The sequence below is a fragment of the Marinobacter sp. genome, assembly GCF_033722195.1.
Lineage (GTDB): Bacteria > Pseudomonadota > Gammaproteobacteria > Pseudomonadales > Oleiphilaceae > Marinobacter.
In genome coordinates this window covers 1-13,477 of record NZ_JAWVZL010000085.1, presented here as the reverse complement: position 1 = coordinate 13,477, position 13,477 = coordinate 1, and the positions used below count along the sequence as shown (strand labels likewise).

The 13,477-nt window shown below is 62.6% G+C and carries 13 protein-coding genes; 8 read left to right on the top strand and 5 right to left on the bottom strand.

The features are described from left to right. The coding region (locus R3280_RS13195) for an MFS transporter (RefSeq protein ID WP_318999075.1) at positions 1–513 on the bottom strand (513 nt) is incomplete at its 3' end. Between the two features lie 150 nt (positions 514–663). Between R3280_RS13195 and dmeF the strand changes: the two genes are divergently transcribed. Beyond that, complete coding sequence (dmeF, locus tag R3280_RS13190) at positions 664–1,593, top strand: CDF family Co(II)/Ni(II) efflux transporter DmeF (protein ID WP_318999074.1); 930 nt, start codon at positions 664–666, stop codon at positions 1,591–1,593. A gap of 31 nt (positions 1,594–1,624) precedes the next feature. On the opposite strand, the gene R3280_RS13185 is transcribed toward dmeF, so the two are convergent. Beyond that, positions 1,625–1,903 (bottom strand): metal-sensing transcriptional repressor, encoded by a 279-nt coding sequence (locus R3280_RS13185; protein ID WP_136629953.1) that lies wholly within the window; start codon positions 1,901–1,903, stop codon positions 1,625–1,627. Positions 1,904–1,983: 80 nt separating this feature from the next. Here R3280_RS13185 and R3280_RS13180 point away from each other — a divergent pair, with 80 nt between their 5' ends. Genes R3280_RS13180 through R3280_RS13170 form a run of 3 tightly spaced genes read left to right on the top strand, consistent with a single transcriptional unit; the run spans position 1,984 to position 3,861 of the window. After that, entirely contained in the window at positions 1,984–2,367 is a 384-nt protein-coding gene (locus R3280_RS13180) for a hypothetical protein (RefSeq protein WP_318999073.1), read from the top strand. A 48-nt stretch (positions 2,368–2,415) separates the two neighbouring features. Next, on the top strand, positions 2,416–3,150 hold the full coding sequence (locus tag R3280_RS13175; protein WP_031211333.1) for a HupE/UreJ family protein: 735 nt from the start codon (positions 2,416–2,418) through the stop codon (positions 3,148–3,150). A 15-nt stretch (positions 3,151–3,165) separates the two neighbouring features. Then, positions 3,166–3,861, top strand: a complete 696-nt coding sequence (locus R3280_RS13170; protein ID WP_318999072.1) for a hypothetical protein — start codon at positions 3,166–3,168, stop codon at positions 3,859–3,861. Between the two features lie 351 nt (positions 3,862–4,212). On the opposite strand, the gene R3280_RS13165 is transcribed toward R3280_RS13170, so the two are convergent. After that, positions 4,213–5,115: a DMT family transporter gene (locus R3280_RS13165; RefSeq protein WP_318999071.1), complete on the bottom strand. Its 903-nt coding sequence runs from the start codon at positions 5,113–5,115 to the stop codon at positions 4,213–4,215. 138 nt (positions 5,116–5,253) lie between these two features. On the opposite strand from R3280_RS13165, the gene R3280_RS13160 reads away from it, so the two are divergent. The 3 genes from R3280_RS13160 to R3280_RS13150 all read left to right on the top strand — a co-directional run bounded on the left by R3280_RS13160 (position 5,254) and on the right by R3280_RS13150 (position 7,743). Continuing rightward, the gene (locus tag R3280_RS13160; protein WP_318999070.1) at positions 5,254–6,213 is read left to right on the top strand and encodes a LysR family transcriptional regulator; all 960 of its coding nucleotides are present in this window, start codon (positions 5,254–5,256) and stop codon (positions 6,211–6,213) included. Continuing rightward, a complete protein-coding gene (locus R3280_RS13155; protein ID WP_318999069.1) occupies positions 6,210–6,803 on the top strand; it encodes an exopolysaccharide biosynthesis protein in 594 nt (197 codons plus the stop codon). The genes R3280_RS13160 and R3280_RS13155 overlap by 4 nt, the downstream gene beginning before the upstream one ends. Positions 6,804–6,876: 73 nt before the next feature. After that, positions 6,877–7,743 carry a fructosamine kinase family protein gene (locus R3280_RS13150; RefSeq protein WP_318999068.1) on the top strand — a complete coding sequence of 289 codons (867 nt, stop codon included), beginning with the start codon at positions 6,877–6,879 and terminating at the stop codon, positions 7,741–7,743. Positions 7,744–7,779: 36 nt separating this feature from the next. Here R3280_RS13150 and R3280_RS13145 read toward each other — a convergent pair whose 3' ends face one another. Further along, a complete protein-coding gene (locus R3280_RS13145; protein WP_318999067.1) occupies positions 7,780–10,479 on the bottom strand; it encodes an acyl-CoA dehydrogenase in 2,700 nt (899 codons plus the stop codon). A gap of 147 nt (positions 10,480–10,626) precedes the next feature. Next, a complete protein-coding gene (locus tag R3280_RS13140; protein ID WP_318999066.1) occupies positions 10,627–11,529 on the bottom strand; it encodes an alpha/beta hydrolase in 903 nt (300 codons plus the stop codon). 167 nt (positions 11,530–11,696) lie between these two features. Between R3280_RS13140 and R3280_RS13135 the strand changes: the two genes are divergently transcribed. After that, the coding region (locus tag R3280_RS13135; protein WP_318999065.1) for an amidohydrolase family protein at positions 11,697–13,477 on the top strand (1,781 nt) is incomplete at its 3' end.

Here is a 13,477-nt window from a genome sequence, read left to right as displayed (position 1 = left end):
CGTGCCCGAAAACAACGCCTGCCAGCTGGTAGCAAGCAGAATCAACGCCGCGAGTGCCGGGCTTATAAGGTTTTCCAGATCGTATGCCAGCCGGGAGAGCGACAGCGCCTTGGTGTAGTCATCCTCATCTGGAAGAGTCTCCGGAATCGTGGACTGGAAGGTTGGTGTAAAGGCCGCCGATGCGGACTGAAGGACTGCAATTAACACATACACTTCCCAGACTTCGGTCACGAAAGGCAAAGCCAGCGCCGTCGCCGCTCGAACCACATCGAGGGAAACCAGCAGAGCACGACGAGGTATGTTCTCTGCCAGGGCCGACGCCAGCGGGGCTATCAAGACATAAGCGACCATTTTTATCGCCATGGCGGTGCCGAGCACCTGTCCCGCCTGATCTCCGGCCAGGTCAAACGCCAGCAGGCTTAATGCCACCGTCGCCAGCCCGGTACCCAGCAATGCAACCACCTGTGCCAGGAACAAATGGCGATAGGTTCGGTGCCTCAGAATTTCAAGCATGGCTTCACCAGTGAAAGCATAAGCAGCAGAAAGGTTGTGGTAGAAATCGGACTCCAGTAGCATTCCATGCTATCCCCCCAGGGGGGATAGGTCAAAAGTGAGATTTTGCCTACAGGTCTACCAACCATCAGCCTTGCCGGGAACACTGTTATGCACCATGAACGACTCGACCATTGGCAACATAATCACGTCTTTGGTCAGGATCAGAAGCGCTCTGGCGAAACCCGCACACTCATCGTGGTGGGCCTGACACTGGCGATGATGGTCTGGGAAATTCTGGCCGGAATCGTTTATGGCTCCATGGCGTTGCTGGCCGATGGCCTGCATATGGGGTCCCACGCAGTGGCTCTGGGAATTGCCGCCTTCGCCTACGCGTATGCCAGGAAAAACGCGGGCAATGACCGTTTCTCTTTCGGCACAGGAAAGGTCAATGCGCTGGGTGGCTTTACCGGAGCAATCCTGCTGGCTGTCTTTGCGCTCTACATGGTTATCGAGAGCGTGGGGCGTTTTATCCAGCCCGTTCCCATTTCTTTCGATGGGGCTATTTTCGTGGCCATCATTGGCCTAGTGGTCAACGGGGTGTCAGCTTGGATACTGGGGGATGCAGGCCATGCGCATGGCCACAGTCACGGGCACGATCATGGTCACCACCATCATCACCATGACCACAACCGCCGAGCCGCTTACCTGCATGTGCTTGCGGATGCGCTGACGTCAGTCCTTGCCATTGTTGCCCTTCTGGCAGGTAAATATGCCGGGTGGAACTGGATGGACCCGATGATGGGGATTATTGGTGCGTTTCTGGTCACCAAGTGGTCCTGGCACTTGCTGAAAGACACTTCCAAGATCCTGCTCGACGAGCAGCACCAGGACATTGAGGAAACTGTTAAGGAAGCCGTCGAAGTCGACGATGCCAAGGTCAGCGATTTGCATGTGTGGGCGATTGGCCCAAACATCCACGCGGCCATTGTCTCAATCGTCTCGCATCAGCCAGAATCGCCGACAGTTTACAAAGAGCGCATTCAGGCCCGCTGCCGAACCCTGGTCCACGTAACGGTAGAGCCTCTACGGTGTGATTAACGTCTAGATCGAAGAGTAGAAAGGAGCGAAATCAAAGATAACGGGCGATGGCCTTAAACTCATCGACACGGCGCTGCTGCTCCGGCTCCAGCGGCCCGATGGCATCGTCCAGGCAATGCTCGATATGGTCCTGTACCAACACGCGCTTGGCTTGCTGAATGGCTTTTTCCACCGCGTGAAGCTGCTGGGCCAGTTCCAGGCAGGGCTTTCCCTGGTCAATCATGCCAATCACGCTTTCAAGATGGCCGTTCGCTCGCTTCAGGCGTTTGATGATATTCGGATGAGATTGATGCGTATGATCATTTACCATGTTTAATTCCTATCCCCCATGGGGGGATGGTATCCTCTGTTTTCGTTGAAATCCAACCACAAGCTCGACGATTTAAATCGATGATTTCGGCCATTCACCAGAGAAAACTGCTTCCAACGCTGGTCATGCTGTTCGCATTGGCGGGCCTGTCACTGTCGGTGATTGGCGAGTCGTTCTCTCACGGTGTGGCCGAGATAGCGGGCGACTGGGAGTTACAGGCGGACGGCCACCATGGCAGTCACGGTGGACACGGACACAGTCACGATTTCGACGAAGAACCAGAGTCACCTTCACTGCATCACGATGCGGGGAATCACACCCACGAGACCGTGGACCAGCTGAGGATTCCATTCGTTTCCCAAAGCCCGACCGTTTTCCGGCAGGCCATTCCATTTGCCGGAGGTTCTCCCCGCAGTTTGCGCTATCGGCTTGAACGCCCACCAAAAGGCTCCCTTCCTATTTGATTCCTGCCGCTGGAGCGGCCCTAGAAAACAAATGTGATTGGAGTCTTTATGTTGTCAAGTTTGCTTGACGGTTGCCGTGGCGTGTCCTCGTCGGGCACCGGCAGTCGTCTGTTATGGATATTTCTGACCCTGGGCTTGCTGGGAATGAGTACGGATGTGCTCGCCCACGCAGTCGCCCAGGGCGACAAGGGGTACATCCAGGAAATTACCGGTGTAAACCTCATCGCCTTCACCTATCTCGGGGCCAAACACATGGTCACCGGCTATGACCACCTGCTGTTCTTGCTGGGTGTCATTTTCTTCCTCTACAAGATGAAGCACATCGCCATCTACGTGAGCCTGTTTGCCCTCGGGCATTCCACAACGATGTTGCTCGGGGTGTACTTCAACGTGGGCATCAATAGCTACATCATTGATGCGATCATCGGTCTGTCCATCGTGTACAAGGCCCTGGACAACATCGGTGCGTACCAGCGCTGGTTTGGCTTCCAGCCCAATACCAAGGCCGCCACGCTGATTTTCGGGTTCTTCCACGGTTTCGGTCTCTCCACAAAGATCATCGAATACGACATCTCGCCGGATGGCCTGATTCCGAACCTCCTGGCCTTCAACGTGGGCGTGGAAATCGGACAGCTCATCGCCCTCGCCATGATCCTGATTGCGATCAGTTTTTGGCGGAAGACCGACGGCTTTTTCCGGCACGCCTACACCGCCAACGTGGCCATGATGAGTGCAGGTTTCCTGCTATTTGGCTATCAGCTTACCGGTTACTTTGTCGCTTAATTCTGGAGATTCCCCATGTACAACACCGATATACCCAACCGTGAAGAACTGCCCAGCACTGCCAAGTTGATTCGATCAACCATTATTGCAGCCATTGTGGCACTGGTCCTGCTGGTTACCGTGGTCATGCCCGCCGAGTACGCTCTGGACCCGACTGGCGTGGGCCGACTGCTGGGATTGAACGAAATGGGCGAAATCAAGGAACAGCTCGCCGAAGAAGCTGCGGCTGACGAGACTGCCCAGATGGTTGCGGTGAACTCCTCGGCTGATCAGACGGCTCCGGAAGTCTCGGAACCTGTCGTAGCTGAAGCCGTTGAGGATCCAGCGCCCGCATCGGAAGCGGAGGTTGCGCCTGCGGAGCCAGAGCCAGCGTCTGAACCCGAAATTGCCGAACCCCAGTGGCAGGATGAAGTGCGCGTTGTTCTCACTCCGGGAGAGGGCACCGAATTCAAACTCACAATGGAGGAAGGCGCGGTAGCCCGGTTCTCCTGGGTGTCTGACGGTGGCCCGATCAACTTTGATACCCACGGTGATGGAGGCGGCCAGTCCATTTCCTATGAAAAGGGCCGGGGGGTACCGGAAGATGAAGGGGAGCTGGAAGCCGCCTTTACAGGCAACCATGGCTGGTTCTTCCGTAACCGGAATGACAACGACATCACTCTGGTACTACGCACTGGAGGAGACTACGGGCAGTTGAAGAAGATGTTGTGATCAGCGACCGACTCTTGTGATGACATTCGGGCCTTTGCTTAAAAAGGCCTGGGTGTCGCATACAGCCATGTGGAACGTGATCGGCCCCCTCGGAGTAAGCGTCAAACCAGTTTAAGCCACATGGAAGTCCAAAAAAGTGATCGCGACGAGCAGCCTCTCAATGTTCGCTTTGCGACCGTAGCTTCACTTCTGTACCTCCGCCAATCAGTCTTTGGAGCGCCACATTCAGTTTCGTGTGGTCCGCTACGCTGAGGAATGACCCTAACTCCGCATTGGGTCCAGCCAGATGGGACCAGGTCATCCCCTGGTATCTTTATGGGCCGAGGGCATCAACCACTCACCGCCTGAGCCTCAACCGCTACTGGTGCCGGGCTGGCCGGGCCGGGCAAAGGACCGCGGCGCGCGGCGGCCCCGCTGGCGTGAGCGCAGGCCCACCAGCAGCAGCGGAATCACGATCATGGCGCTGCCTACGGCAAACCACAGGTCCGGCACCTCGTTGAAACCGATCCAGCCGATCAGCACCGCCCAGATCAGGCCGGTGTACTCGGCGCTGGTGACCTGGTTGGCGTCCACCTGGCGATAGGCCAGCAGTACGGTGATGTTGTAGCCCAGGATGAACAGCGCCGAGCCCACCGCGCTCACCAGGATCGCCGGGTTCCAGGCCGCCCCTTCCACCAGCATCAGCACGAAGCTGGCCGGCAGGATCAGCAGGTAATTCAGCAGCAGCTTGTGGACGGTGGACTGGCCGGCCGGCAGCTTGCGGACCATGACCGCGTTTACCGCCAGGGCCAGGGCCGCCCCCAGCGCCGCGATGGCGCCCCAGCCGAACTCCACCGGCCGCAGGATCACCAGGATGCCGGCGAAGCCACTGACCACTGCCAGCAGGCTCAGGGCCCTCAGGCGCTCGCCGAACACCAGCACCGACAGCAACATCACCAGGATGGGGGCGGCGTAGAAGATGGCGTTGGCGGTGGCCAGGGGCAGGCTCACCAGGGCGGTGATCATGCACAGGATGCCTGCGAGGTGAACATGGGCCCGCATCAGATGGGTGCCAAGGCCAGCGAACAGCCGCTGGCGATCCACCATCGGCCACAGCGGCAGCAGCATCAGCAGGGTCAGCAGGCAGCGCAGGAAGGCGAACTGGAACACCGGGGCGCCGGGCTCCAGCAGTTTGATGAATACATCGGAGACCAGCGCCATGGCGTTGCCGAGCACCAGCAGAAGGATGGCGCTGCTGACGGTTTTTCCTGACATGACCACCTCCTTCCGGTCCGCTGGCATTGGTTTCAGGCTGATCCTCTGTGCGTGAGTCCGATCAGCCGCCGCCAGTGTAGATCCGGCCTGTTATCCGATAAAATGATCTATAAAACCCAGCTATGAGATTTTTGGATAATGAAGCTGCCGCCCCTGAATGCCCTGCCGGTGTTCGAGGCCGTCGCCCGGCTTAACAGTTTCAGCCGCGCCGCCGACGAGCTGAACGTGAGCCAGAGCGCCGTCAGTCACCAGATCAAGACCCTGGAGACCTTCCTGGGGGAGAAGCTGTTCCTGCGCACCGGCCGTTCGCTGGCCTTGACGGAGGAGGGCAGAATCTACCTGGAGGCTGTGGCCTCGGCGCTGCTGCAGATCGAGCGTGTCACCGGCCAATTGCTGGGTCAGGCCCAGGCCCGGTTGCGGCTTTCGGTCTACAGTTCCTTTGCGGTACGCTGGCTGGTGCCCAGGCTGCCGGAGCTGCAGCGCCTGCACCCGCAGCTGGAACTGGCGCTGGAGATGACCAGCGAGTCGCCGGTGCTGTCGGACCGGGTGGCGGACTGTTTCATTACCATCGACCCGCGCTCCAGTGCCTTCAGTTATGACCTGCTTTACCGGGAACAACTGTTTCCGGTCTGCAGCCGGCCCTATTGGCAGGGCCTGTGCCGGGAGCTGGGTCTGCCCCAGGTGCTGGCCGCCGGGGAGCAGCCCGGGCTGACGCCGGCCCAGGTGGCGCGTTATCCGCTGCTGTCCACACACAGCATCTACAACCGTGACGGCGGCGACTGGGATGCCTGGTTCCGGGCGGTGGGCGAGACCCTGCCGGCGGGCAGCCGGGTGCAGCATTTCAGCCACATGCTGTTGGCGCTGGAGGCGGCCCGGTTCCACCAGGGCATCGCGCTGACCAACGACTACATGCTGGCCAACCGCAGCGACTCCGACGATTTTGTGCGGTTGCCGTGTCACCCTGTGGTGACCGGTGACAGCTTCTATTTCGCCTTCAAGACCAGCCGCCGCCGCGAGCCCGGCCTCAGGTTGCTGCGGCGCTGGCTGATCGACGAAGCCATTGCCACCGGCCTGCGAGGGAGGGAACCCAACGAATGACCGATCCCGGTGACCTGACCAGCCTGGAACAGCTTGTGAACCGCATTCGGGATGGCTCGAAAGACATGCGTGTGGTGTCGGTTGCCGCTACCCTGGACCTGGTGGGGCAGCGGTCGTTCGGGCCGCTGGTGGTGCTGGCGGGGCTGATCACGCTGGCGCCGCTGATCGGCGATATTCCCGGCGTGCCGACCATCATGGGCATTCTGGTGACCGCCACCATCGGTCAACTGCTGTTCCGCCGCCAGTCCATCTGGCTGCCGCGCTGGCTGGCGGAACGCAATGTGCCAAGGGACAAACTGGTGAAAGGGCTGGAATGGCTGCGGCCGGCGGCCCGCTTCATCGACCGCTGGACCCGGCCCCGACTGATCGTGATGGTGCGCCGGCCCGGCCTGGACCTGATGGCGCTCTGCTGCATCGGGGTGGCCCTGCTGATGCCGATGCTGGAGCTGATCCCGTTCAGTGCCAACCTGGCGGGACTGGCGTGGATGGCCTATGGTCTGGCCATGATTGCCCGTGACGGCCTGATTGCCATGGTGGCATTGGTAACGACCGGCGGCGCCCTGATGGTAGTGATCTCAGGGGCACTCTAGTAACGCTCGGCCAGCACGATGGCAGAGCCTGGTGCCGGGACAATCCAGCAGCATGCAGGCGGAGGTCGAAATCATGGCACTTCCCGACAGCCTTGTCCGCAAATTGGGGAACCTGGGGTTCGGCGGGATCCGGGACAGCCACCCGGTCAGCGGGGGCAGCATCAACGAGGCCTGGCGGCTGACCCTGGCCGACGGCCAGGCGTTATTTGGCAAGGTTCATGGCGACCCGCCGCGGGGGTTTTTCGAAGCCGAGGCCCAAGGCCTGCAGGCGCTCGCAGCGACCGGCACAATCCGGGTGCCGGAAGTGATCGCGGTGGCGCCGGGCTACCTGGTGTTGGAGTGGCTCGACGGCAGTCCGGCTGACGACTACTGGGCCTGTTTCGGCCAGCAGCTCGCCGACCTGCACCGCCATACCCGAGCGCAATTCGGCTTCTGCGGCGACAATTTTTGCGGCCTGACCCCACAGCCCAACCCGGCCACCGACAACGGCTATGAATTCTTTGCCGAGGCCCGGCTGATGCACCAGGGTCGGCTGGCCCGTGACAGCCAGTTGCTGGACGCCGAAGACATCCATCGCCTGGAGCTCGTGGCCCGGCGCCTGCCGGAGTGGCTGCCGGTGCAGCCGGCCAGTCTGATCCACGGTGACCTGTGGCAGGGCAATGCCCATTGCGGCCCGGCCGGGGAGCCGGTGCTGGTGGACCCGGCGGCCCACTACGGCTGGCACGAGGCGGAGCTTGCCATGACCCGCCTTTTCGGCGCCTTCCCGAAGCGGTTCTATCAAGCCTACGAGGCCCACAGCGGCTGTGACCCCAACTGGCGGGAGCGGGCCGACCTTTACAACCTCTACCACCTGCTGAACCACCTCATTCTGTTCGGGGGCGGCTATCTGGGCTCGGTACGGGCCATCCTCAAACAGTTCGGCGACGCCTCGGAACGCTGAGGGCGGTCAGGCTCTGCCCGACCGCACCGCCGGGCGTCAGCTCTTGTCGGACGACTTGCCGGTGCCGCTCTTCGAGGCCGAAGTCTTCTTGCTGGCCAGTGACCGCGACCGGCTGGTCTTGCCGGCGGTGCCGGACGCCGGTTTGCGGGTACTGGTCTCGCGGGCCTTGGGTGCGTCCTTTTTGGCCTTGGCCGGCGCCGCCTTGCCGCCGGTTTTCTTGCCCGGGGCCTTTTCCTCCTTGTCGGCCGGGCGCTCCACCACCCGGCGCTTGCCCTCGGCGCACTTGGCCAGATCCTTGATACCCTCGGCATCGAACGCATCCACCCGGATGACGTCGTAGAGGGCGGTCAGGGCTTCCAGCAGCTTGTCCTGCTCGTCGGCCTTGATGATCTTCTCCTGCACCGCCCAGTCCACCAGTTCCTTGCGCTGGTGGCCCATCAGCATGTCGATGCCACCCAGCTCCTCCGGATCGCGCTCGTTGAGGGCCTTGTGCAGCCGGTCGCGCAGGTGCTGGGTTTCGTTGGCAAGCCTGTAGGCATTCAGCACGCGACCCACCGGATCGTCCGGGCTCTGGTTGTAGTAGACCCCCTGGGCCAGGCGCTGGCGGATCGGCCGGTCCTTGACGATGGTGCCGGCCACGGTGGCGCCGAGGCGGTCGTCCGGGGCCTTCATGCCGGCGCCGCCGATGGGGAAGACCATGAGCCGCAGCGGCCAGCGCAGGGCCGGGGTGGGGAAGTTGTCGATGGCCCGCTTCATCTGCACCTGGAAGTCATACAGCGACTGTTTCAGGCCCCATTCCACCAGCGGCCGCTGGTCGTCCGGATAGCCCTCGTCGTGCCACATCTTGATCACGGCCGACGCGTAGTAGAGGCTGACCAGGCAGTCCGCCATGCGCCCTGACAGCCGCTGGCGTGCCTTGAGGCCGCCGCCCACGGTAAGCAGGGTGATGTCGGTCATCAGCGCGAAGGCTGCCGAGAAACGGGCCAGCTGGCGATAATAGCCTTCAATGCTGCCCTTGTGGGGCGCCGGCTCCGCCAGGCCACGGGTCAGGGCCAGCACGAAGGCCCGTAGCCCGTTGCGGGTGGTGTGGGCCATGTGCCGGTAGAAAATGCCGTCGAACTTGTCCACGCCTTTGCTGCTGTCCTGTTCGTTGGCGGCTTCGATTTCCTCGACGATGAACGGATGGCAGCGGATGGCGCCCTGACCGAACACCATCAGGCTGCGGGTCAGGATGTTGGCGCCCTCCACCGTGATGGCGATGGGCACCGCCTGGTAGGCCCGGGCCAGGAAGTTGCGGGGGCCGGTGATGACACCGCGGCCGGCCACCACGTCCATGGCGTGGTTGATGACATCCCGCATCAGGTCGGTGTTGCGGAATTTCAGCAGCGCCGAGGGCACCGACGGCCGCACGCCCCGGTCCAGCATGCCGGCGGTAAGCTTGCGGGCGGCATCCATCATGTAGGTGTAGCCGGCGATCGGCTCCATGGCTTCCTGCACACCCTCGAACTGGCTGATGGAACGGCCGAACTGTTCCCGCACTAGGGCGTAGGAGCCGGTGGTCAGGCAGGCCAGTTTGCCGGCGCCGGTGCCCAGGGCCGGCAGTGAAATGGAGCGGCCGATGGACAGGCACTCCAGCAGCATGGTCCAGCCCTTGCCGACCATGTCCTTGCCGCCGATGACCTGGTCCATGGGTATGAAGACGTCCTCGCCCCAGGTGGGCCCGTTCATGAACACGGTGTTCATCGGCATATGGCGGGCGCCGCTGTTGACGCCTTCCAGGTCGTGGGGCACCAGCACGCAGGTGACACCCACCTCGTCCGAGTCACCCATCAGGTGGTCCGGGTCGTAGACCTTGATGGCCAGACCGATCACCGTGGCTACCGGTGCCAGGGTGATGTAGCGCTTGTTCCAGGTCACCTTCATGCCCAGAACCTTCTCGCCGTTCCATTCCCCTTCGCAGACGATGCCCTTGTCGGGGATGGCACCGGCATCGGAGCCGGCGACCGGGGAAGTCAGGGCGAAACAGGGAATCTCCTCGCCCTTGCTCAGTCTCGGCAAGTAGTGCTCTTTCTGGCGATCGGTACCGTAGTGCATCAGCAGCTCGCCCGGCCCCAGGGAGTTGGGGACCATCACGGTGACGGCGGCGGAGACGCTGCGGGTGGAGATCTTCATCACGATCTCGGAGTGGGCGGTGGCTGAGAAGCCTTTGCCGCCATCCTTCTTCGGAATCACCAGCCCGAAGAAGCCTTCTTTTTTGATGTAGTCCCAGACTTCCCTCGGCAGGTCGTAGTGCTCATGGGTGATGGCCCAGTCTTCCAACATGCCGCAAAGGGTTTCCACCGGTCCGTCGATGAAGGCCTGCTCTTCGTCGCTCAGTCGCACCGGGGTGTAGCTGAGCAGTTTGGACCACTTGGGCTGGCCTGAAAAAAGCTGGCCGTCCCAGTCCACACTGCCGGATTTCAGGGCCTCCTGCTCGGTGTCCGAGAGCTTGGGCAGGCGGCCGCGAACCCATCCCAGCAACGGCTTGCTCAGGTAGTCCCGGCGCAGTTTGCCGGGCAGCACCAGCACCAGGCTCAGGGCCAGCAGGGCGCCGCCGAACAGAAAGCTGGCGATGTGCCAGTGGTCGAGCCAGAGTCCCACCAGGGCGGCGATAACCAGTACAGCGGCCGCCAGGCCACCGCTGGTGCCCAGATAAATCAGAACCAGGGCGGCGAGGATCAACAAGAGCACACTCATCGAATGATCTCCTTATCCGGTAGATGTGATGGGCGTCAGAACATTGCCTGATTCACCTTCGGACAATCACGGCGGTGTTGCAAGCCCCTGCCACCGCGCCGTTTTGGTGCAGGCACCGGTCCCGGGGCCCGGACACGGTTACCGTTGCTACGGGCTGCCGGCACCGACGGATTGCCTGCCGGTGATGGCGTCGAGGAAGCGCAGGTAATGCTCCGCCACCGGGGTGGGCGCCTCCACCTGGGGGTAGTGGCCAATACCGGTCAACTCTGCCAGGTACTGCAGCGGCAGGCCCAGTTCCCGGTAGCGGGCCACCATGTGGGCGCCGGACACCGGATCGGCGGAGCCGTTGATCAGTGCCAGCGGCACCCTGGCGTCCCGGAGTGCGGCCACCCAGCGCTCCCGGTGCTGTTTGCGGTCATTCATGTAGGTGATCAGGTTGTGAAAAATATGACGACCGTCGTTGTGGCACACCAGGGCCCAGAAATGTGCCAGGGTGTCCGGGTCCGGCTGGGTGTCGGGTCCGAACACCCGGGCCATGGCGCTGTCGAACTTGCGTTTGGTGGACAGCCGGTTGACCAGCGGCCCTAACGGGCTGAGCAGGAGTTTCTGAGTCAGCAGCGCGCGATGTGTTTCCGGGAACAGGCCGCCGTTGAGGAAACACACCGATTGCCACTCACCTGCGCCCTGGCCCCGGTTCTGGCGGGCGAGCAGCTCCTGGGCCACGGTGTCGCCATAGTCGTGGGCCAGCACGTGGAAACGCTCGAGGCCCAGGGCCCGCACCACCCCTTCCACCAGATCCGCCTGCTCGTGAATGGAGTAGCGGTGTTTGCGGGGTTTGTCGGAGAAGCCGAAACCCAGCATGTCCGGCGCCACCAGGCGGTAGCGCTGCCGCAACCGGGGCCGGATGTGGTGCCAGTCCCAGCTGCTGGTGGGAAAGCCGTGGATCAGCAGCAGGGTGTCCTGGCCGGGGTCGCCCTCGTCCACCACGAACAGGCGGTGGCCGTTGATGTCATGGAACTGGCCGAGCTGGAACCACTGGTCCGGGGTCATCGTGTCTCTCTCTGGGGCGATGAATTGCTCCGGCGGGGCCGGCATCCTGGGCTAAACTGTGAACATTGCGTCAGCTCTGGAACCGGACCGGCACGATACAAGAGGCCGGGTCCGGCGGCGCAGCCAACCAACAATGAGAGAACCGGCAGGGTTCCCGTGAGGACAGTATGAGTGATTTCCAGTGGGATTACCTGATTCAGGGGGCCAAGGTATTCGACGGCTCCGGCCAGCAGGATGCGGGCATCGAGGACATCGCCATCGCCGGGGGGCGGATCGTGGCCAGAGGTACCGGCCTGGAGGCTGACCAGGCCCGGGAGGTGATCGACGGCCGGGGCAAGTGGGCCATGCCGGGCCTGTTCGATATCCACACCCATTACGACCTGGAACTGGAGGTGGCGCCGGGGCTGCCGGAATCGGTGCGCCACGGCACCACCACGGTGGTGATCGCCAACTGCAGCCTGGGGCTGGCCTTTGGCGCCCAGCGCAAGGCCGGCGCCGATCCCATCGTGGATTGTTATGCCCGGGTGGAGAACATCCCCAAATCGGTACTCCGTGCCACCGCGGACCGGGTCGACTGGCAGAACCCGAAAGAGTACATCGAGCACCTCAACCGCCTCACCCTGGGCCCGAACCTGGTCACACTGGTGCCTCACTCCATGCTGCGGATCGAGGCCATGGGTTTTGAGGAAAGCATTTCCCGGGACCCCACCGAGGCCGAGCTGGAGACCATGGAGCGGCTGCTGGCGGACGCCCTGGACCAGGGCTACGCGGGCTTCTCCACCGACGCTCTGCCGTTCCATTACCTGGCCAACCAGCCCAACGTCCACAAGACCATTCCCACCCAGTTTGCCGGCTACGACGAGATCAAGCGCCTGACCGACGTGGTGCGTCGCCGGGGTGCCACCTGGCAGGCAACACCGCCGAAGGACAGCACGGTAGGCACCATCCGGACCTTCCTGCTGACTTCCGGCCGGTTCCATGGCAAGCCCCTGAAAACCACGGTGGTGGCGGCCCTGGACGTTCATAGCAATCGCAAGATCGTGCGCCTGGCCAGGTTGCTGGCCCGGGTACTGAACAGCCGGCTGGTCGGCGGCCAGTTCCACCTGCAGGCCCTGGCGGCGCCCTTCAAGACCTGGTCCGACGGCGCCATCACGCCCCTGGCGGAGGAGATCGCCGAACTACGGGCACTGAACGAGAAAGAACTGGAGGACCGGGAGGGCCGCCAGGCCCTGCTGCGGGACCCGGATTACATCGCCCGCTTCCGGGCCATGTGGCTGACGGGCAAGCGGGGCTTTGGCCTGGCTCGGCTCAAGCGCCTGCTTCGCCTGGAGGACTACGCCTTCAACCGGACCCTGGCGGACATGACGGTAGACGTTTGCCCGCTGGCAGCCTGGCAGGGTCAGACCTTTGCCGAGCTGTTCCGCCGGGTTCGGGCGCTGAATGCCGGCGACGCCATTCCGGATTCTGAAAAAGAGCGGGAAATCGTCTCCGAGTACTTCAGCGAGGTGGCGGACGAGGCCGACTTCGTGCTGGCGATGTTGCGGGCCTTCGATCTGGACATCAAGTGGTACACCGTCTCCGCCAACCGCGAGCCGGCCACGGTGCGGCGCCTGCTGATGGACCCGCAGCTATTGCCCGGCTTCAACGACAGTGGCGCCCACCTCACCAACATGGCCTTCTACGATGGCAACCTGCGGGCCCTGCGGCTGGCGGCGGAAGGCGGTGATGCCGATGTGGCCTACATGGTACGCCGGCTGACCCGCGACCCGGCGGAGGTGTTCGGGGTCAAGGGTGGGCGCATCGAGATTGGTGACCCGGCCGATGTGATCCTGGTGGACCCGGAGCAGTTGCAGAACTTTGACCCCGACGCCAGTGTCCAGCGCATCTACCGGGACGAGTTCCAGCACGAGCAGCTGGTCAACCGCTCCGACGGCGTGGTGCCGCTGGT